Source organism: Vicinamibacteria bacterium (assembly GCA_035570235.1).
Taxonomy (GTDB): Bacteria; Acidobacteriota; Vicinamibacteria; order Fen-336; family Fen-336; genus DATMML01.
In genome coordinates, this window is sequence record DATMML010000055.1 from 1 (window position 1) to 18593 (window position 18593).

The 18593-nt window shown below is 69.7% G+C and carries 14 protein-coding genes; 5 read left to right on the top strand and 9 right to left on the bottom strand.

The window, feature by feature from the left end:
- Nucleotides 1-229 precede the first annotated feature (229 nt).
- Together VN461_10360 and VN461_10365 are read left to right on the top strand one after the other, a co-directional pair.
- The gene (locus VN461_10360) at nucleotides 230-610 is read left to right on the top strand and encodes a JAB domain-containing protein (GenBank protein HXB55176.1); all 381 of its coding nucleotides are present in this window, start codon (nucleotides 230-232) and stop codon (nucleotides 608-610) included.
- Between the two features lie 124 nt (nucleotides 611-734).
- Nucleotides 735-1247 (top strand): DUF3455 domain-containing protein, encoded by a 513-nt coding sequence (locus tag VN461_10365; protein ID HXB55177.1) that lies wholly within the window; start codon nucleotides 735-737, stop codon nucleotides 1245-1247.
- A gap of 159 nt (nucleotides 1248-1406) precedes the next feature.
- On the opposite strand, the gene VN461_10370 is transcribed toward VN461_10365, so the two are convergent.
- The 3 genes from VN461_10370 to VN461_10380 all read right to left on the bottom strand — a co-directional run bounded on the left by VN461_10370 (nucleotide 1407) and on the right by VN461_10380 (nucleotide 4896).
- Nucleotides 1407-1793 (bottom strand): hypothetical protein, encoded by a 387-nt coding sequence (locus VN461_10370; protein ID HXB55178.1) that lies wholly within the window; start codon nucleotides 1791-1793, stop codon nucleotides 1407-1409.
- A 165-nt stretch (nucleotides 1794-1958) separates the two neighbouring features.
- Nucleotides 1959-3359: a sigma-54 dependent transcriptional regulator gene (locus VN461_10375; protein HXB55179.1), complete on the bottom strand. Its 1401-nt coding sequence runs from the start codon at nucleotides 3357-3359 to the stop codon at nucleotides 1959-1961.
- Between the two features lie 19 nt (nucleotides 3360-3378).
- Nucleotides 3379-4896 (bottom strand): ATP-binding protein, encoded by a 1518-nt coding sequence (locus tag VN461_10380; protein ID HXB55180.1) that lies wholly within the window; start codon nucleotides 4894-4896, stop codon nucleotides 3379-3381.
- 66 nt (nucleotides 4897-4962) lie between these two features.
- Here VN461_10380 and VN461_10385 point away from each other — a divergent pair, with 66 nt between their 5' ends.
- Nucleotides 4963-6849, top strand: a complete 1887-nt coding sequence (locus tag VN461_10385) for a PAS domain-containing protein (protein HXB55181.1) — start codon at nucleotides 4963-4965, stop codon at nucleotides 6847-6849.
- Between the two features lie 117 nt (nucleotides 6850-6966).
- On the opposite strand, the gene VN461_10390 is transcribed toward VN461_10385, so the two are convergent.
- The 3 genes from VN461_10390 to VN461_10400 form a co-directional block, all read right to left on the bottom strand.
- Entirely contained in the window at nucleotides 6967-7194 is a 228-nt protein-coding gene (locus tag VN461_10390) for a hypothetical protein (protein HXB55182.1), read from the bottom strand.
- A 109-nt stretch (nucleotides 7195-7303) separates the two neighbouring features.
- Nucleotides 7304-8686: a sigma-54 dependent transcriptional regulator gene (locus VN461_10395; protein ID HXB55183.1), complete on the bottom strand. Its 1383-nt coding sequence runs from the start codon at nucleotides 8684-8686 to the stop codon at nucleotides 7304-7306.
- The gene (locus VN461_10400; GenBank protein ID HXB55184.1) at nucleotides 8683-9759 is read right to left on the bottom strand and encodes an ATP-binding protein; all 1077 of its coding nucleotides are present in this window, start codon (nucleotides 9757-9759) and stop codon (nucleotides 8683-8685) included. Before VN461_10400 ends, VN461_10395 begins: the two co-directional genes overlap by 4 nt.
- 132 nt (nucleotides 9760-9891) lie before the next feature.
- On the opposite strand from VN461_10400, the gene VN461_10405 reads away from it, so the two are divergent.
- Nucleotides 9892-13257, top strand: a complete 3366-nt coding sequence (locus VN461_10405) for a protein kinase (protein HXB55185.1) — start codon at nucleotides 9892-9894, stop codon at nucleotides 13255-13257.
- On the opposite strand, the gene VN461_10410 is transcribed toward VN461_10405, so the two are convergent.
- The gene (locus tag VN461_10410; GenBank protein HXB55186.1) at nucleotides 13251-14054 is read right to left on the bottom strand and encodes a TIGR00282 family metallophosphoesterase; all 804 of its coding nucleotides are present in this window, start codon (nucleotides 14052-14054) and stop codon (nucleotides 13251-13253) included. The genes VN461_10405 and VN461_10410 overlap by 7 nt on opposite strands.
- 99 nt (nucleotides 14055-14153) lie before the next feature.
- Here VN461_10410 and VN461_10415 point away from each other — a divergent pair, with 99 nt between their 5' ends.
- Nucleotides 14154-15680: a hypothetical protein gene (locus VN461_10415; protein HXB55187.1), complete on the top strand. Its 1527-nt coding sequence runs from the start codon at nucleotides 14154-14156 to the stop codon at nucleotides 15678-15680.
- Nucleotides 15681-15682: 2 nt separating this feature from the next.
- Here the strand turns inward: VN461_10415 and lon are convergent, their stop codons facing one another.
- Together lon and VN461_10425 are read right to left on the bottom strand one after the other, a co-directional pair.
- The gene (lon, locus tag VN461_10420; GenBank protein ID HXB55188.1) at nucleotides 15683-18124 is read right to left on the bottom strand and encodes an endopeptidase La; all 2442 of its coding nucleotides are present in this window, start codon (nucleotides 18122-18124) and stop codon (nucleotides 15683-15685) included.
- Nucleotides 18121-18591: an Hsp20/alpha crystallin family protein gene (locus tag VN461_10425; GenBank protein ID HXB55189.1), complete on the bottom strand. Its 471-nt coding sequence runs from the start codon at nucleotides 18589-18591 to the stop codon at nucleotides 18121-18123. The genes lon and VN461_10425 overlap by 4 nt, the downstream gene beginning before the upstream one ends.
- Nucleotides 18592-18593 lie beyond the last annotated feature (2 nt).

The following is an 18593-nucleotide window of genomic DNA, read 5'->3' on the forward strand; positions in this document are numbered from 1 at the left end:
GTGAGACTTACCGTGGATGAGCACAGCATTTTGAGGTTGGGAAACGAGAGCTCTCAAAGGAGTGGAATGACTCTTGCTATCACCAGAGGCGATGAGCGATGCGGCGTTGTCGCGCTCTCCGAGAGTGAAATCAGACCACCACACGCTCCCGCTCGGATCTTGGAGGGTTCCAGCCTACCGTGTTTGCCTCGTGCGCGATGCTTCTGTGCGGCTAGAAGAGCGCCCACAGTTGCGCGACGCTCCCGCAGCCGTCCGCATCATAATCCCGCTTCGCTTTGCGCGGGACGATGGTGTGGAGCACTTCGGCGTCCTACTCCTCGACATCAAGCACCGCATCATCGGCTCGCTCGAGATCTCAGTGGGCAGCCTCACCGGGTCCCTCGTCCATCCCAGGGAAGTCTTCGGACCCGCGCTGGCGCATAAGGCTGCTGCTCTCATCTTGTTCCATAACCACCCCTCGGGCGACCCGGAGCCTTCCCTTGAGGACCTGACCCTCACCCGTCGGCTGGTTGCGGGGGGCCAGCTGCTCGGTATCGAGGTCCTCGACCACATCGTCGTTGGGGACGGGACCGAACGATGGGTTTCGCTTAGGGACCGAGCGGTCCTCTAGCTGCGGCGAGCAGTGCGGCGTGCTTCGGGCGAGTGGCGGCCGGCGGCCGGGGAAGGTCGAGAAGTGTCACTTTGAGCTCTGTTATCATCGGATTCGGCTACTACCTGAAAGAGAGGATGAGGCCATGGGATCATTGGCACTTTCTGCGACTCTGCTTTCTCTTGCTTTGCACCTCATGACTCCCTCGAGCGGGGACTCGCCATCCATTGCTCCCCCCGACAACGCTCAACTCCTCCTCCGCACGGTCGCGGACGGCGTGCAGGTCTACACCTGCCAGGCCGTCGAGGGCAAGACTCAGTGGGTCTTCAAGGCGCCGGAGGCCGCGCTCTTCGACGAGACGGGGCGCCAGGTGGGGAAGCACTTTGCGGGTCCGTCGTGGGAGTCTTTCGACGGGAGCCTCGTCACGGGTGAGGTGGTCTCAAAGATGCCCGCCCCCACTCCGGATGCGGTCCCTTGGCTTCTGCTGCGGGCAAAGTCACACTCGGGCCAGGGCCAGTTCGCACGCGTTCAGTACATCCAACGGACCGAAACCAAGGGCGGCGCGGCGCCGTCTTCCCCTTGCGATTCATCCCATCTGGGGGCGGAGGCGCGGATGCGCTACTCCGCAACCTACACCTTCTACGCGTCGGCTCCCTAAGTCAGTCGCCCTCCGTTTCCTAGCGCCGCGCGTATCCTCCCTGCGGGTCTCCCTTCGTTGGCCGAGGCTCCGCAGCCGACTCTCTGAGAGTTCCCAAAAAAATAGGGCGCCGGGTCCTTCCGACCCGTGCGCCCCGTACGGAAACTTGGGAAAGGGCTGTTACTTCTTCGCGGCCGGAGCTGCCGGGGCCGCCTTGATCTCGGTCACGGCCTGGTGCTCGCCCTTCTCGTTGTCGCGGCAGGTCACGGTGACCTTCTCGCCGGCCTTGATACTCTTGAGGCTGGCCTGCGCCTTGCCCTCGACGGGGGCGGTGTTGTTCCCCTTCTCGCCCTTGAGGGTGATGGTGTTCTTGACCGCGTCCACGGAGACGACCTCGGCCGTCACTTCGTGGGTCTTCACGGCGGGAGCCTTCTCGGCCGCCTTGGCGGGAGCAGCAGCCTCGGCCTTGGCGGGAGCAGCAGCCTTCTCGGCGGGCTTGGCCGCCTCTTGGGCGAACGCCACGCCAGCCACGAACACGAGCGACATCAGCATCGCGAACTTCTTCATTTTGGTAGTTTCTCCTTAAAGAGGAATTCAGGTCTTCACGACCCACTCAGCACTAGAGCAAGGGCAGTGCCAAGCCTCCGGCGAGGCCGGTCCCTCCGCCCGTCCAGGGAAACTCTTCGTTTACATCGTTTACAGTCGCTTAGGCCTGACGAAGGGGTCTACGCTTTAGGTCGTCTCTGCACCTTTTCGTACGATCGATGCCCCATTCGGTGCACCCTGGATCTTCTCCAGTCGATACTGGAGCGTGCGCCGGCTCAGGCCGAGGAGCCGCGCGGCCCGGGAGACGTTGCCTTCGGTCTTCTCGAGCGCCTTCAGGACCAGGGACTTCTCGAGGGCCTCGAGATCGAGGCCCGAGTCCGGGATGTCGAGGGCGAGGGGGCCGCGGGCAATGGCCAGGCCGGACCGTACGGGGGCCGGAAGGTCCTGGGGCAGGATCTCGTCGCCCTCCGCGAGGAGCAAGGAGCGCTCGAGTGCCGACTCCAGCTCCCGCACGTTGCCCGGCCAGTCATAGGCCACGAGCGCTTTCAGGGCCTTGTCGCCCACCGTCCGCGCCCGTCCGCCGCCGTACTTCTTCAGGAAGTGCTCCACGAGGAGGGGGATGTCGGTCCGACGCTCCCGGAGCGGGGGCAGGACGATGGGGATCACGTTGAGGCGGTAATAGAGGTCCTCCCGGAAGCGCCCCTCCCGCACCGCCTGCTCCAGGTTGGAGTTGGTCGCGGCGATAATGCGCACGTCCACGCGGATCCGCTCCGTGCCCCCCACCCGCATGATCTCGCGCTCCTGCAGAGTCCGGAGGAGCTTCACCTGCAGGTCGCGCTTCAGGTCCCCCACCTCGTCCAGGAAGAGGGTGGAGCCGGAGGCCTGCTCGAAGAGGCCGATCTTGCGGGCCTCGGCCCCCGTGAACGATCCCCGCTCGTGCCCGAAGAGCTCGGCCTCCAGGATGCTCTCGGGCAGGGCGGCCACGTTGACGGCGAAGAAAGGCCGGTCCCTACGCTCGCTCTGCTCGTGGAGGGCCCGGGCCACCAGCTCCTTGCCGGTGCCGCTCTCCCCGTAGATGAGGACGGTGGAGTTGGAGGCCGCCACCTTGTGGACGATGCGGAAGACGTCCTGCATCGAGCCATGGGCCCCCACGATGTTCTCGATGCGGAAGCGGTCCCGGAGCTGCTCGTGAAGCATGCGGTTTTCCCGCACGAGCCGGCTGCGCTCGAGCGCCCGCCGCACCACCAGGAGCAGCTCGTCCTTCTCCAGGGGCTTGGTCATGTAGTCGAAGGCCCCTTTGCGCATGGCGTCCACCGCGCTGTCGATGGAGCCGTGCGCGGTCATGAGGACGACGCAGACCCCCGGCTGGGCCTTGACCAGCTCGGTCAGGAGCGCGATGCCGTTCTTGTCCGGCATCTTGAGATCGGTGAGGATCACGTCGAAGAGCCCGTCCCGCGCCTCCTCCAGGGCCTGGCGCGCGTTCCCCGCCACCGCGGTCTCGTACCCCTCTCCCTCCAGGATCATCTTGAGGATGTCGCGCTGGTGGCGCTCATCGTCCACCACGAGGATGCGGCCCCGATCTGTCATGGAGTTGTGGTGCCCGCCCTCAGTGCGTTCCCGCCACGGCGGGGGCGGCATCCGCATCCGTCCCAGCCTCTTGCGTGCTCTCCGGCTCGAAGGGGAGGACGATGCTGGCGGTCGTGCCCTGCCCGGGCGTGCTGCTCAGGGTGATGGTGCCGCCGTGGTCGGCCACGATCTTGTGGGTGAGGGCGAGGCCCAGCCCGAGGCCAGTGTCCTTGGTGGAGAAATAGGGCTCGAAGGCGGTGCGGGCGTCCTCCGCGCTCATGCCGTGGCCGGTGTCGCGCACGCTCACCACCAGGCACTCCGCCCCGCCCTCCGTCCGGCCCCGACGGATGGAGAGGTCGAGGAGCCCGCCCCCCGGCATGGCGTCGAGAGCGTTGATGAGGAGGTTCAGGAAGCAGGTCTTGAGCAGCTCCGGATCGGCCACGATCCGGGGCAGGCCCGCCTCCGTCTCCACGGCGAGGGCGATGCCCTGGTCCTTAGCCTTGTGGTCGACGAGCGAGGCCACCTCGCGGAGCACCTCGTCCACCGCGCAGGGGCGGGGGTCCAGCCGCATGGGCTTGCCGAAGGAAAGAAAGTCGCCCACCAGGCGGTTGAGGCGGCTGATCTCCGCCTTCACGTTCTGGAGGATCCGGTCGTAGTCCTCCCGCTGCCCCGGCTCCGCGGGGGCCATCCGTCCCCGCAGGTGGTCGATGGAGAGGTTGATGAAGTTCAGGGGGTTGCGGATCTCGTGGGCCACCGCGGAGGCCAGGCGCCCCATGGCCGTGGACCGCTCCGCGAAATGCAGCCGCTCCTCCAGCCGGCGGTTCTCGCGCAGGCGCTCCACCATCTCGTTGAAGGTGCGCGAGAGACCCACCATCTCGTCTCCGCCCCGGGGCGACACCTGGACCGAGAGGTCGCCCGCGGCCACCTTCCGGGCCGCGTCCGTCAAGTCCCGGAGGGGCCCGCCGAAGGACCAGGAGAGGTAGAAGGAGAGCACGATGCCGAGGGCAAAGACGCCGAGGGTGACCATGATGCGGTTCAGGAAAGCCTCTTCGGAGAGGGCGGAGAAGTCGTCCAGGACGCGCGTGATCAGGAGGTAGCCCACCCGCTTGTCCTGCACCACGATGGGGATGGTGAGGGTGGAGGTTTTCTGGTTCGTGGCCGAGCCCACCTCGCCCAGGAACCCGCGAATGACGACCTCCGTGCCTCTCCTCTTTCCCCGGACCAGACGCTTGCCCACGATGCCTGGGTTCGTGGAGGCCTGGACCTCGTCCGTGGCGTCGGCCAGGGTCACGTCCGCCACCCCCAGCTGGCGCAGCTTCTCCACGTAGGCCTTCAAGGCGACCTGGGCGTCGCCCTCCGCCGCCGGCTGCTCCTGGGCCACCTCGATGGCCTTCGACAACTCCTCGGTGTAATCTCGCACCTGCGACAGCAGCTTGCGCTCGCTCAAAAGGTGGAGCATGAAGAGGCAGGCTCCGGAAAGGACCAGCAGGGAGACCATCATCACTAGGAGCTTGGTCTTGAGGTCGAAGTCCGGCAGCCGCCGGAGAAGCACGCTCATGACACTCAGTCTAGACCCCCAACCGCCCGCGCTGCAATCGGACGGGGCCGCTCGGAGGCTCCGCCCATGAGCTCGCCCCCCGGCCACACCCCGCCCAGCCAACTGCTCGTCGCCACCAGCGACTCCACCACCCGTGCCCTCCTCCGCAAGGCCCTGCACGTGCGGGCGGTGGAGGTGGTGGAGGCGGCGGATGGGGTTGAAGCCCTGGCCCTGGCTCGCCGGCTGGACCTGGACCTCATCCTGCTCGATGCCTTCCTGGCCGTGGTCGACGGGATCTCGGTCTGCGCCCGCATTCGGGCCGTGCCCGGGGTCGACCAGCCCCCCATCGTCATCATCGGCTTGAGCTCGTGGCGGACGGTTCAGCTGGCCTTTGCGGAGGGAGCGGACGAGATCCTGCCCAAGCCCCTTCACCCCCCCCTCATTCGCTCGCGGGTCGAGTACCTGCTCCGCCGGCGGCGGCAGGAGAACCGGCTGCGCCTCATGGAGCGCGCGGTGGAGGCGGCGGGGAGCGGAATCACCATCCTGGACGGCCGCTCCTCCGAGTATCCCCTGACCTACGCCAACCGCTCCTTCCTGGACATGACCGGCTATCCCGCCCCGGAGATCCTGGGCAAGAACCTCCGGCTGCTCCGGGGTCCGGAGACGGACGTGGCCGCCACCACCGAGCTCCGGGATGGCATGGCGGCCGGGCAGTCGACCCGCGTGCTCCTCCGGAACTATCGGAAGGACGGCACGCCCTTCTGGAACGACATCTCCACCTCGCCGCTGCCCGACGTCTCCGGCCGGGTGACCCACTTCGTGGCCGTGCAGACGGACGTGACCGCGCGGATGGCGAAGTCCGGGAAGCTCGAGGCGAGCCATCTGGAGGAGTTCGCCCGGGAGCGCACCCGCGAGCTGGAGGGCGTCCTGAGCAGGGTGGAGGATCGGCGCCGGTTCACGGAGACGATCCTTAACAGCATGAACGCGGGGGTGGTGACCTCCGATCTCTCGGGGCTCATTTCCTTCGCGAACCGGGCGGCCCTCCACATCCTCGGAGTCAGCCTGGCCAACTGCCGGGGGCGCTCGGTGCTGGAGATCTTCGGGAACCTGGAGGAGCTCAGGGAGGCCATGAAGCGGGCGGGGGGCGGGCGCGAGGCGCGTCTCGACTTTCCCCTCATCACCCCGGGAGGGGGCCGGCTCTACGTGGGCATGTCGGTCATGCGGGCGCCTGCGGAGCTCGAGGCCGAGGTGGGCTATGTCTTTCTCTTCCGCGACCTTGCGGAGACCCTCGAGAGGGACAGGCAGGAAGAGGAGCGAGCCACCCTGGACGACGAGGCTGAGGAAGAGGCGGCCCCGGTGACGGCCGTGACCGCCCCCCCTACGGCGGGAGAGGCCAACCGCGAGCCCCCGCCAACTACCGCGGAGGAGGAAGAGGAGGACGAAGCCTTGGTCGCTTCCGCGGTCGGGCGGCGGCGTCCCCACCTCGCTCTGCGCTACTGCGCCCCCGTCGAGCTCGTCCGCCAGGCGGCGGAGACCCTGGCCAAGCGCTCCCCCGAGGGGTGGCCCGACGTCGGTATCGATGCCCCGGAACACCTGCCCGAGGTCCTCGTGGATCGCCAGCAGGTGGTGGAGGCCCTCGCCCGCCTGCTGGACAACGCCGCCCATCGTTCCGTGGACAAGGCCCGGCTGCGGGTGCGTCTGGCCGAGACCCAGGCCCTGGGCGAGCGGGGGGTCCGGGCGGAGCCCTTCGTCCGGGTGGATATCCTCCTCCCCCGGGAGGAGATCACCGACGAGGACCTGGGGGGGGACGGAGAGAGCGCGCGCCGCCTCCAACACCGCCGGCAGGACCTGGCCACCGCGGAGCAGCTCCTGCAGGCCAACGGCGGGCGCCTCGTGCCCTCGCCCCCCGAGCACGACGTCCGGTCCCTGTCCGCCTTGATCCCTATGGGAAGCCCCCCCGAGGCCCCCGGCTAGCCGTCTGACTTCGCGCCGCTTCCGGTCCGATAAGGTGCCAGACAAACCGGCGGGGGGCCCGCCCGGCGGGGGTAGCCTCGGACGCACAAGGACTTCGCGCTGGTACGCCCATTGCTACTAAACGAAGCAGCAATGCGTACGTCCCGGACGATTCTGCTCGTGGAAGCGGATTCCGGCTGCGGGCAAGCCCTCGCAGCGGTCCTCCGGCGCCAGGGGGACCGCGTGCGTGTGGCCCGGACCCGGGCCGAGGCCCTCCTGGCCGCCCGCCGCCAGCCCTACGACCTCGCGATCGTGGACCTCTTCCTGCGCGGGGGGGGGGCCGAGCTGGCCCGGGAGCTCGCGCACTCTGTCCCCAGGCTGTGCCTGAGCCTAGGCGCCCGTCTCGAACAGCTGGAGATCCTGGAGGCCGCCTTGGGCTTCCCCGTGCACCGCAAGGCGAGGCTTCCCGCCCTGCTCAGAGGCCGAGGCGCTTCATCCAACGGTAGAGGGTACGGGGGGAGACGCCCAAGATCTCGGCGGCCTGCTCGCGCCGCCAGCGCGCCTGCTCCAGGGCCTGGCGCACTCGGGCCGGGTCGGGGCCGTCGTCACGGCTGAGGTCCTCCGCAGGGGCGGGGGGTGAGGCGGGGGCGGGGTGAGGGGCGGCGGGGGCCGCCACCGGGGCGAAGGACCCGCGCGGGGAGCGCTGCACGATCTCGGGCGGCAGGTCGCTCACGTCGATCATCTCCCCCTCCGCGAGCAGACCGGCCCGCTCCACCGCGAAGTGCAGCTCGCGCACGTTACCCGGCCAATCGTGGGCGGCCAGGGCCTGGAGGGCGGCGGGGGAGAAGCGCTTCTGGGAGGGGAGCGAGTGGGAGAAGTGCTCCACGAGCAGGGGAATGTCCTCCGGCCGCTGCCGCAGCGGGGGGATCACCACCCGCACGCCGTGGATGCGGTAGAAGAGGTCCTTGCGGAACCGCCCCGCCGTCACCTCCGCGGCCAGGTCGCGGTTGGTGGCGGCCACGAGGCGGAAATCGGCCCGGCGCTTGCGCGTGGCTCCCACCCGGTAGAACGTTCCGCTGTCCAGGACGCGCAGGAACTTGGACTGGATCTCGGGGGCCATCTCCCCCACCTCGTCCAGGAAGAGCGTCCCTCCGTCCGCCACCTCCACGAGCCCCGGCTTCTCGTTCCCCGCCCCCGTGAACGCCCCGCGCTCGTGGCCGAAGAGCTCGCTCTCGAGCAGGGTCGAGGGCACCGCCGCGCAGTTCAGGTCCACGAAGGCCTTGTTGGCGCGGGGGGAGATACGGTGCAAGTGGGAGGCCAGAAGCTCCTTTCCCACCCCGCTCTCGCCCTCGATCAGGACCGGGGTGCGGGCGGCGGCCACCATCTCCACCGTATGCAGGACCTTCTGGAGCTCGGGCGAGCGGGTCAGGATGTCGGAGGCCATCCCGCGCTGGACCTGGAAGCGCAGACGACGGTTCTCCCGCTCCAGGACCGTCTTGTCTCCCGCCTTCTCCACCCGCATCCCCAGCTCTTCGAAGTTGGGGGGCTTGGTCAGGTAGTCGAAGGCCCCGAGCCGCATGGTCTGGATGGCGGACTGGACGTTGGCGAACCCGGTCACGATGATGGTCTGCAGCTCCGCATGCTCCTTCTTGACCTTGGCCAGGATGTCGACCCCGTCCGCGTCCGGCAGCTTGAGGTCCAGGAGCAGCACGTCCCACTCCGCGGTGGCCAGGGCCTTGTAGGCCGCCTTGCCGGTGGGGCAGACCTTGACCTCGTGGCCCGCCTTCTGGAGGAAGCGGGCCACGGTGAGGCCGAACGTGGCCTCGTCCTCCGCCACCAGCACCCGATAGCCGCTCATGCCCTCTCCGCCGCCTTCATGACGACCCTGAAGCAGGCCCCACTCCGCCGGGGGCTGTGCACGACGTCGCCCCCCCACCGGCGCACGAGCGTGCGGGCAATGGCCAGACCCAGCCCCGCCCCCCCGCCGACGTTGGTCGTGAAATAGGGCTCGAAGATCCTGGCCCGGATCGCGGGGGGAACGCCGGGGCCGGTGTCGATCACGTCCAGGAACAAGTTGGGCCCCGTGCGCCCCGCGCGCAGGGTGAGGGTCCCGCCCCCGGGCATGGCCTGCGAGCCGTTCATGGCCAGGGCCATCACGACCTGCTTCAAGGAGTCCGTCTCCAGGCGGGCGGGGGGGAGCTCCTTGGGGATGCGCGCCACCACCCGGATCCGCGCGAAGGCGGGATGCCGCTCCAAAAGGCGCAGGGCGGTGCCCACGGTCGTGCCGAGATCGGAGGTGGTTCCGGGATCGGCCCGCGCGGAGTCGAGCAGGAAGCGCACGATGCCCTCGCACCGGCCGACCTCGCGGCGGATGAGATCCCGGAACTTCCGCGCCTCGCGCGCGGCCTTCCCCGAGCCCTTGGTGGCCAGGGAGGCCAGGGCCTCCGCGCAGCCCGCGATCCCGGCCAGCGGGTTCGAGACCTCGTGGGCCACCCCCGCCACGAGCTGGCCCAGGAAGGCCAGGCGGTCGGAGGCGATCAGGCGCATCTCGAGGGTCCGCCGCTCCGTGATGTCCTCGAAGGCAGAGAGGACGTGGGTCACCTCGGGTCCTTGGCGCACGGGCAGGCGCCGCACGTGGAAGAGGCCGGCGCGCGTCTCCGCGGTCTCCTCGTGGGGGATGCCGGTCTTGAAGACGTGGCTGAGGACGGGCAGGGTGGCCCGATACCCGCGGGGCGGAAGCACCCCCCGGAGGGGACGGCCGAGAGCCCGGCCGCGGGGCACGCCCAGGGGCCCCTTCTCGCGCAGGCTGTTCCAGGCCACCACCCTGAGGCCGCGGTCCACGACGTAGAGCCCGATGGGGAGGGCGTCGAAAACCGCCGCCCCCAGACCGGAGAGCGGCTCGGCTTGGGTCCGGGGGAGGCGCTGGGCCACGGCCGAGAGTATAGCCCCGCGACGCGCAGAAGCGCACCCGCCTCATGGGGCGTGATAGCATCCGATGAACATCCGGGTGCCACGGTGATTCGGTTCGCCCCCCCGTCAGGCCTCCCCTCTTGAGGCGACCAGATGGACCTCGCTCAGATCGGGAAATATGAAATCGTGGGCAAGATCGGCCAGGGGGCCATGGGCGAGGTCTACAAGGCGCGCGATCCCGCCCTGGGCCGTTTCGTGGCCATCAAGACCATCTCCCAGCGCCTCGACGTCAACGACCTCATGCGGCAGCGGTTCCAGCGGGAGGCCCAGGCCGCGGCCCAGCTCGCCCACCCCAACATCATTACCGTCTTCGAGTTTGGGGAAGAAGCGGGGATGTCCTTTATCGCCATGGAGCTCCTGGAGGGGATCGACCTCAAGGAGGTCATCGAGCGGCGGAAGCTGCCGCGGCTCGAGGACAAGCTCCCGGTGCTGGAGCAGATCTGCGAGGGCCTGGCCTTCGCCCATTCGAAGGGGCTCGTGCACCGGGACCTGAAGCCCGGGAACATCCACATCCTTCCCAATGGCCAGGTCAAGATCATGGACTTCGGCCTCGCGCGCCGGACCAGCGATGCCGCCAAGACGGCGGTGGTGATGGGCACGCCCTATTACATGGCGCCCGAGCAGGCCCAGGGTGGGCGGGCCAGCGCCCGCTCGGACATCTTCTCCTTGGGCGCGGTCGCCTACGAGCTTCTGGCCGGCCGCCGGCCCTTCGGGGGGGAATCCGTTCCCGCCGTGCTCTACAGCGTCGTCCACACCGCGCCGGAGCCGCTCGCGAAGTGGATCCCCGAGCTGCCCCACCTGGCCACGCTGGTGGAGAAGGCCCTGGCCAAGGACCCCCATGAGCGCTTCGAGAACGCAGGGGAGATGCGGGAGGCCCTGCGCGATGTCGTTCGGGCGTTCTCCTCCGGCTACCGCTACGACCCCGCGGCCGCCACCATGGCGGGGGTGGCCCCGCCCCGGCCCGCTGCCTCCCGCCCCGCCCCCAAGACCCTGAGCCAGGCGGAGGACACCGCGGAGCCGATCAAGGAGGCCCTCTTCGAGCTGCAGCAATACCTGTCCGACCACCTCCCCCCCCTGATGGTCGCGGACTCCATGCTCCTCCTCCTGGACTGTCCTCCCGAGGGCGTGGCCACGGAGATCTACGCCTGGGCCCTGGCCCAGACCCATGGCCCCACGAGGGTCTCCCTCACCGAGTACCTCTTCCATGCCTTGAGCAAGATCCACCTCATGGGGGAGTTCCGGCTCCTGGAGAAGGAGCGGCTGGACGCCTACTTGAGCGAGCTCGCCGAGAGGATCATCGACTGCTGCTCAGAGGAGGACGAGGAGCATCTGCGGAGCAGCCTGAAAAGCCTCGGGCGGTCGGAGATGGTGTCGACGGCCGAGATCCTTCACCGCCAGATCGGTGGGGAGCGGGTGCTGGTTCCAGAGGGCTCCGCCGCCCCCTCCGGAGGGAAAGCCCCCTCCTCCGCGGGCCCGGCCAGCGCGGCCGAGCTGCGCCGGCTGACCCTCCTCGTCGAGCGTCTGCGGCAGGAGGTGCAGGACTCCCCTCCCGGGGGAACCGTGGAGGCCACCCGCTCCCAGCTCATCTCCCAGACCCTGGCGAGTGCCGTGGCCCACGCCACGAGCGAGCGGGAGCTGGAAGAGCACCTGGGGCGCCTCCGCGAGCTGGGGGTGGCCGCGGAGGGGGGCGACCTCTTTCGCTCGCTCGGCCAGGGCCTCTCGGACTGGGTGCTGCCCGGGGGCGCCTCGGGAAGCCTCGGCCTCGACGAGACCGGCCAGGTCGAGGCCATGCGCCGCGTCATCGTCCTGGCCGAAGAGCCGGTGGAGATGGCCCGCCGCTTCCGGGGGATGGTCTACGCCGCCATCGACGAGTTCAACCAGGGAAACCTGGGGCGGGCGGTCAAGATGCTCGAACTCGCCGAGCGCCTGATCAAGGAGAAGCAGTTCGACGGCAGCTTCGTGGAGACCATCAGGCGCAAGGGGCATGAATCGATAGACATAAGCCGCCTGCGCAAGCTCGCGGAGAGCCCCGAGAAGCACGCTCCCCTGCGCACGGTCCTGAACTTCTTCCATTTCGGGCTCGGCCACCGGGCGCTCCTGGACGAGCTGCAGGGGGAGACCCGGCGGGATCGTCGACGCCTCCTCCTGGACCTGCTCCAGGCCCACGGCCCCCCCGTGCGGGTGGCCGCCCTGCAGAGGCTGGAGGCCCATCGGAGCGGCGGGGACGACCCCGGCCCCTACATGCTGCGGAACATCGTCTACCTCCTGCGCCTGATCCCCCGCGTGGACGACGAGGGCATCGATCGCGAGATCGACCTCCTCTCCTTCCTCGCCGAGCCCGGGTGGCCGCCCTTCCTGGCCCGGGAAGTCATCAGCGCCCTCGCCAGCATGAAGCCGGCCAAGGCCAAGCAGTCCCTGGTGGGACTCCTCCACTCCCGCGAAGCGGCCCTCGGTAAGGCCGACGTCCCCGATCGCACGGAGGGCCACGCCCTCCTGGACCGGCTTTGCTCGGCCCTCATCCGAACGGCCCACCCCGCAGCCTGGAGCGCGGTCGTGGAGCACGCCCTCGGCGAGCGGCCAGAGCTGGGATCGACCATCGATCGGCTGGCGGAGTTCTCCTCCCAGGACCTGCGGGCCAGCCCGCCCGTCCTGGCCCGCCTGCTGGAGGAGCTCCGCGCCCGCCTCCCGCACAGGGTCCTGAGCTTCCTCGTGACCAGGAACGACCAGGCGCTGACCTGCCTCATCGAGGCCCTCTCGGGTACGCCCGCGGACGAGGTCAAGGAGGCCCTCACGGACATCGTCCGGCGGTTCTCGGGCCATAGCTTCGCGGTCACGGCCCAGCGGGCGCTCGAGGGACTGCTCGCGCGCGCGGCGGCTCCCCCTGCGGTCCCGCCCACCCAGAACGAGTCCGGCGACCTCGAGGTCTTCGGCCTTCCCAGCCTCCTGCACAGGGTGGTCGAGAAGCAGGCGACCGGGCTTCTCACCCTGCTCGATTCGCAGGGAACGCCGATGGCGGCCTTGACTCTGGAGGGCGGCCGCGTCCGCACCTGCCAGATCGGCCCCCTGCAGGGCGAGGAGGCCTTCTTCCAGCTGCTGGAGAGGCCCTTCGCGGGAGCGTTCTCCCTTCTCGGCCGCCCCCCGAACCCGGGGGCCTCGTCGGGGGCCGGGTTTCTGGACGTGGGCGCGCTCACGAGCCAGGGGATCCTGCGCTACGGCTCCCTCCAAAAGGCGAGCGCCCTCGTCCCCGACGACGTAGCCCTGGAGGCTACGGGGCAGAGCCCCACCGCCGTCCCCAGCGAGCCGGACTACACCCTCGTGGTCAAGCTCTGGGAGAAGGCCTGCGCCGGCGTGACCCCGCGCCAGTGCGAGGCGGAGATCCCGGTCGACTCCTTCCGCATCCGCCGGGCCCTCGGTCACTGGGTGGAAGAGGGCGCCCTAAAGCCGCGCGCGGCTCAGTAGGCCTGGAGGTCCGCTTCCGAGAGCAGCATCCTCTGGATGCCGCGCGCGCGGCCCGTCTCGGGGTCAACGTCCACCACCGCTGCGGCCAGGCGGGGGTCTCCCTTGGCCGTCTCGAAGCGGGCGGGCATGCCGGTCAGGAAGCGGAGGATGACGGTGTCCTTCTCCACCCCGATCACGGAGTCGTAGGGGCCGGTCATGCCCAGGTCGCTGCAGTAGGCCGTGCCCTTGGGGAGCAGGCGGTGGTCGCAGGTGGGGACGTGGGTGTGGGTGCCCAGCACCGCAGAGACCCGGCCGTCCAGGTAGTAGCCGAGGGCCGTCTTCTCGGAAGTGGCCTCACCGTGGATGTCCACGATGATGACCGCGGCCTCCTTGCGCAGCCGCTCGACCTCCGCGAGGCCCATCCGAAAGGGGTCGTCCATGGCTCCGTTCATGAACACCCGGCAGCTTAGGTTCAGGGTGGCCACGGGCACGCCCGAGCGCTTGCCCTTCCCCACGTGGGCGCCCCGGCCGGGCTGACCCTGGGGGTAGTTGAGGGGGCGGAGGAGCTGGGGGATGAGGTCCACGATCCCGATGATCTCCTTCTTGTCCCAGATGTGATTGCCGGAGGTCATGCAGTCGATGCCCAGGTCCAGGAGCTCGTCGCACACCTCCTTGGTGACCCCGAAGCCGCCGGCCGCGTTCTCCACGTTGGCGATGCAGTAGTCGATGTCGTGCTTCTTGAAGACGAGGGGGAGCCCTTTCTTGAGGATGGCCCGGCCCGGGCTCCCCACCACGTCGCCGATGACGAGAATGTTCATCGCCCTCCCTTGACCTCGCCGCCCGGGGGCGACGAATCCGCGAGAGTAACGCCCGCGGGGGGGCGAGGTCAAATGCTACAATCCGGCGGCGATCCGGCTATGGAACTCTCCCTCAAGCTCCTAGCGCTGGCCGGCGCCGCCACCGCCGACGGCGGCGCGGAGGTGCGGCGCCACCTCCACCTCCTCCTGGGGGACGTGGCCCCCTTTGATGCGGGGGAGATCCTTCTCCGGCAGGAGGGCCGGCTCCAGCGCTGGAGCCTGGAGCACGGCGAGGAGGGGCCGATTGGGGCCGAAGACCTCCTCGACCACGTGCGATCGCAAGGAACGCCCTTCCGGTTGGACAACCTGGAGGAGGCGGGAGCCTTCCCCTCCACCAGGGATCAGATGATCGCCCGCGGCCTTTCCTCGCTCCTCGCCCTCCCCCTCGGCGCGGGAGCGGGCCCCGATGGCCTTCTTCTCATCGCCCGCCGGCACGGCTGGGCCTTCGTGGGGGCGTCTCTCCACGCGCTCCAGCCCCTGGCCGCGATGGCGGGTCTCGCCCTTCAGCACGCCCTCTCCTTGACGTCCCTGAAGGCGCGGGCGGACGCCCTGGAGGCGGCGGCCTTGCCGGACGCTCTCGAGCGCGCCCAGCGGGAGCTCGCCTCCGCCCGCCAGGCGCTCGAGGCGGCGCTTGAAGCGGTGGCGGAGGAGCGGGAGCGGGGAGACTCCGCGACGCGCCGAGCGGAGGAGGCGGACGCCGCTCACCGGGAAGCGGAGAGCGCGCGCGAGGTCCTCGCCGCCCAAAAGGAGGCGGCTTGGATGGAGGCCGCGGAGCGGGAGAGGGAGCGCGACCAAGCCCGCGGCGACCTCGGCGCGGTCCGGGAGGCCCTCGCGGAGGCGCGGGCGAGCGGAGAGGCGGCCGCGGCTCGGGTCCACGAGCTCGAGGAGGAGCTCCACGTGGGCGCGGCCCTGCGCGCCGGCCTCCAGGCGGAGCTGGACCAGGAACGCAGCAAGACCGAGGGGCAGGCAGCGGAGCTCGAAGCCCGCCGCCGCGAGCTCGAGGAGCAGCGGGCGCTGGCCGCCTCGGCCGCCCGCCTGCAGACGGAGCTTGAGGAGCAGCGCTTGTTCTCCGAACGAGTGCAGGCGGAGATGGAGGCGGCCCGAAGCGAGCTTGGGGCGGGCCGGTTGGAGCTCGAGAGGCTAAAAGGGGCGGCGGGGGAGGCGGAAGCGGCGCGGGCGGAGGCGGAGGGGCGTCGGGAGCAGCTGGCCGGGGAGCTCCACGAAACGAGGGCCGCGCGCGACGCCCTGCGGACCGCCCTCGACGAGCAGCAGGCCCGCATCGACGCGCTGGAGGCGGAGCTCAAGAGGACGCAGCAGGAGCTCATGACCGCGCACGAGGAGCGGGCGCAGGCGCGCGCGGCCGCGGAGGAGACCCGCACCGCCCTCGCCGAGGCCCTGGCCCGGGCTCGAGAACTCGAGGTGGACCTGGCGGCGGCGGCGGCCTCCCGCGAGGCCCTCTCCGCCCGGGCCGAGCGCTGGCGGGCCGCCGCCCGCGCGGCCGCGGCCCCGCCGTCTCCGAGCCGGCCCCACCGGTCGGCCAAGCGGAAGCGTCCCCCGCCCCGCCGGCCCTCCCCGGGACGCGGCTAGCTCTAGACCGTTACCGGCTTGATCCGGGGCTTGGCGGGGAAGGTCCCGGGGGGCGTCTTCTGCCCCGCCCCCGGGGCGGTCCGCGACTCCAGGGGCGGGATCAGGGCCAGCTTCAGGACCTCGTCCACCTCGTCCACGAGGTGGAACTCGAGGCCGCGCTTCAAGTGCGGGGACACCTCGTCCAGCTCCTTCTTGTTGAGGCGGGGGCAGACGAGGGCGGTGATCCCGGCCCGCCGGGCGGCCAGGAGCTTCTCCTTCAGGCCGCCGATGGGGAGCACGTTGCCCCGGAGCGTGATCTCGCCCGTCATGGCCAGGGAGCGTTTCACCGGGCGGTTCGTGAAGACGGAAATCATGGCGGTGGCGATCGTGATCCCCGCCGAGGGTCCGTCCTTGGGGATGGCCCCTTCCGGCACGTGGACGTGCAGGTCATGGGTGGAGAAGAAGTCCTCCTTGATCCCGTATTGGCGGGCCCGGGTGCGAGCGTAAGACAGGGCGGCGTGGGCAGACTCCTTCATCACCTCCCCGAGCTGGCCGGTCAGGGTGAGGGTGCCCTTGCCCCGCATGGCCGTGGCCTCGACGAAGAGCACGTCGCCCCCCGTCGCCGTCCAGGCGAGTCCAGTCGCGATTCCCACCGCGTCCTTCTTGAGGATCTCCTCGGGGAGGATCTTGGGCGCGCCCAGGTACTTGGTGAGGGAGTTGGGGGTGGCCCGCACCGTCCCCACGTGGCCCTCCGCGACCCGGCGCGCGACCTTGCGGGCGATGGAGGCGACCTCCCGCTCCAGGTTTCGAAGGCCCGCCTCCCGGGTGTAGGAGTTGATGAGGGTCCTTAGGGACCGGTCGGTGAAGACCAACTGCTCGGGGGTGATGCCGTGCTCCTCGAGCTGCTTGGGGACGATGTGGCGCTTGGCTATCTCCAGCTTCTCGTCCTCCGTGTACCCGGGGAGGCGGATCACCTCCATGCGGTCCAGGAAGGCGGGCTGGATGGTGTCGGTGAGGTTCGCGGTGGTGATGAACATCACGTTGGAGAGGTCGAAGGGCACGCCCAGGTAGTGGTCCCGGAAGGAGTTGTTCTGCTCCGGGTCCAGGACCTCGAGCAGGGCGGAGGAGGGATCGCCCCTGAAGTCGGCCCCGATCTTGTCGACTTCGTCCATCATGAAGACCGGGTTGTTGGCCCCCGCCTGGTGGATCCCCTGGATGATGCGCCCCGGCATGGAGCCGACGTAGGTGCGGCGGTGCCCACGGATCTCCGCCTCGTCCTTGACCCCGCCCAGGGAGAGGCGGATGAACTTCCGCCCCAGGGCGCGGGCGATGGACTTGCCGAGGCTGGTCTTGCCCACCCCGGGGGGGCCCACGAAGCAGAGCAGGGGCCCCTTCATCTTGTCCTTGAGCTTTCGCACGGCCAGGTACTCGACGATGCGCTCCTTCACCTTCTCCAGGCCGTAGTGATCCTCGTCCAGGATCTTCTGGGCCTCCAGGAGCTCCAGGTTGTCCTTGGTGGAACGGCCCCAGGGGAGGGTGACCATCCAGTCCAGCCAGTTGCGGAGCGTCGCCGTCTCCGCGGAGTCGGGGTGCATGCGCTCCAGCTTCTTGAGCTGCCGCTCCACCTCCTCCAGGACGGGCTTCGGCATCTTGGCCTTCCCGGCCTTCTCCCTGAGGCCCGCGATCTCCTCCCCCAGCTCGTTGCCCTCCCCGAGCTCGGTCTGGATCGCCTTCATCTGCTGGCGCAGGAAGAACTCGCGCTGGCTCCTATCCATCTCCCCCTTGGCCTGGGAGGAGATCTCCTGCTGCATGGTCAGGACCTCCAGCTCCTTGGCCATGAGCTCGTGGACGCGGCGGAGGCGGTCCACGGGGTCGAGGGCCTCCAGGATCTCCTGCGCGCCCTCCACCTTGAGGTCCAGATTGCTAGCGGTGAGGTCGGCCAGGCGTCCTGGCTCCTCCATGTTGGTGGCGATGACGATCACTTCCGGGGAGATAGGCTTGCCGAGATTGGTGGATTTCTCCAGGGCGGCCTTCACGTTGCGCATCAGGGCCTCGACCTCGAGCTTGCCCTTGTCCGCGGCTTCCGGCTCCGTCACGGCCTGGATGCGGGCCTGGAGGTGCGGATGGCCCTCCTCGAAAGACGTGATGCGGGCCCGGCCGATGCCCTGGACCAGCACCCGGATCCGCCCATCGGGCAGCTTCAGCATGCGCATGATGAGGGCCACCGTGCCCACGTCGTAGATGTCGCCGGGGCCCGGGTCCTCCTCCTCCTGCTTCTTCTGCGCGGCGAGGAGGATCATGCGGTTGTCGGCCAGGGCTTGATCCACGGCCTTGATGGAGCGGTCCCGGCTCACGTAGAGGGGGACGATCATGAAGGGAAAGATGACGATGTCCCGCAGGGGGAGCACGGGCAGGACCTCCGGGATCTTCGGGGGCTCCTCGTCCTTCCGCGGCTCTTCGCTCATGGCTCCTGCTCCCACTCTATGGGGATCGTGGTCTCGCGCCCCCGACGGTCTTTGAGCCGGGGCAGGGTGACGGTGAGGACCCCCCCCGCCAGATGGGCCTCGGCCTGCTTCAGGTCCACCGCCACATCCAGGTGGATGGTGCGCACGAAGCGCCCGTGGGGTCGCTCCATGCACAGGAAGGCCGCGATGGCCGCGGCGGGACGGCGCTCGCGCCTTTCCCCGGATATGACCAGCTCCCGCTCCCGGCACACCAGGCGCAGCGACTCCGGGGTCAGGGCAGGCACCTCCGCCACCACCACCAGCCTCCCCCGGCTCTCGTAGACGTCGATGCTCGGGGACCACTCCCCGGGCAGCGGCCGCTCCGCGCGCTCGAACCCGGACAGGCGCTCGAAGAGCTGGTTCACCTCGCGCTGAAGCAAGGAGAGCGCAGAGAGGGGAGGCCGCGCGGCCTTCTTGGTCACGCTCATCA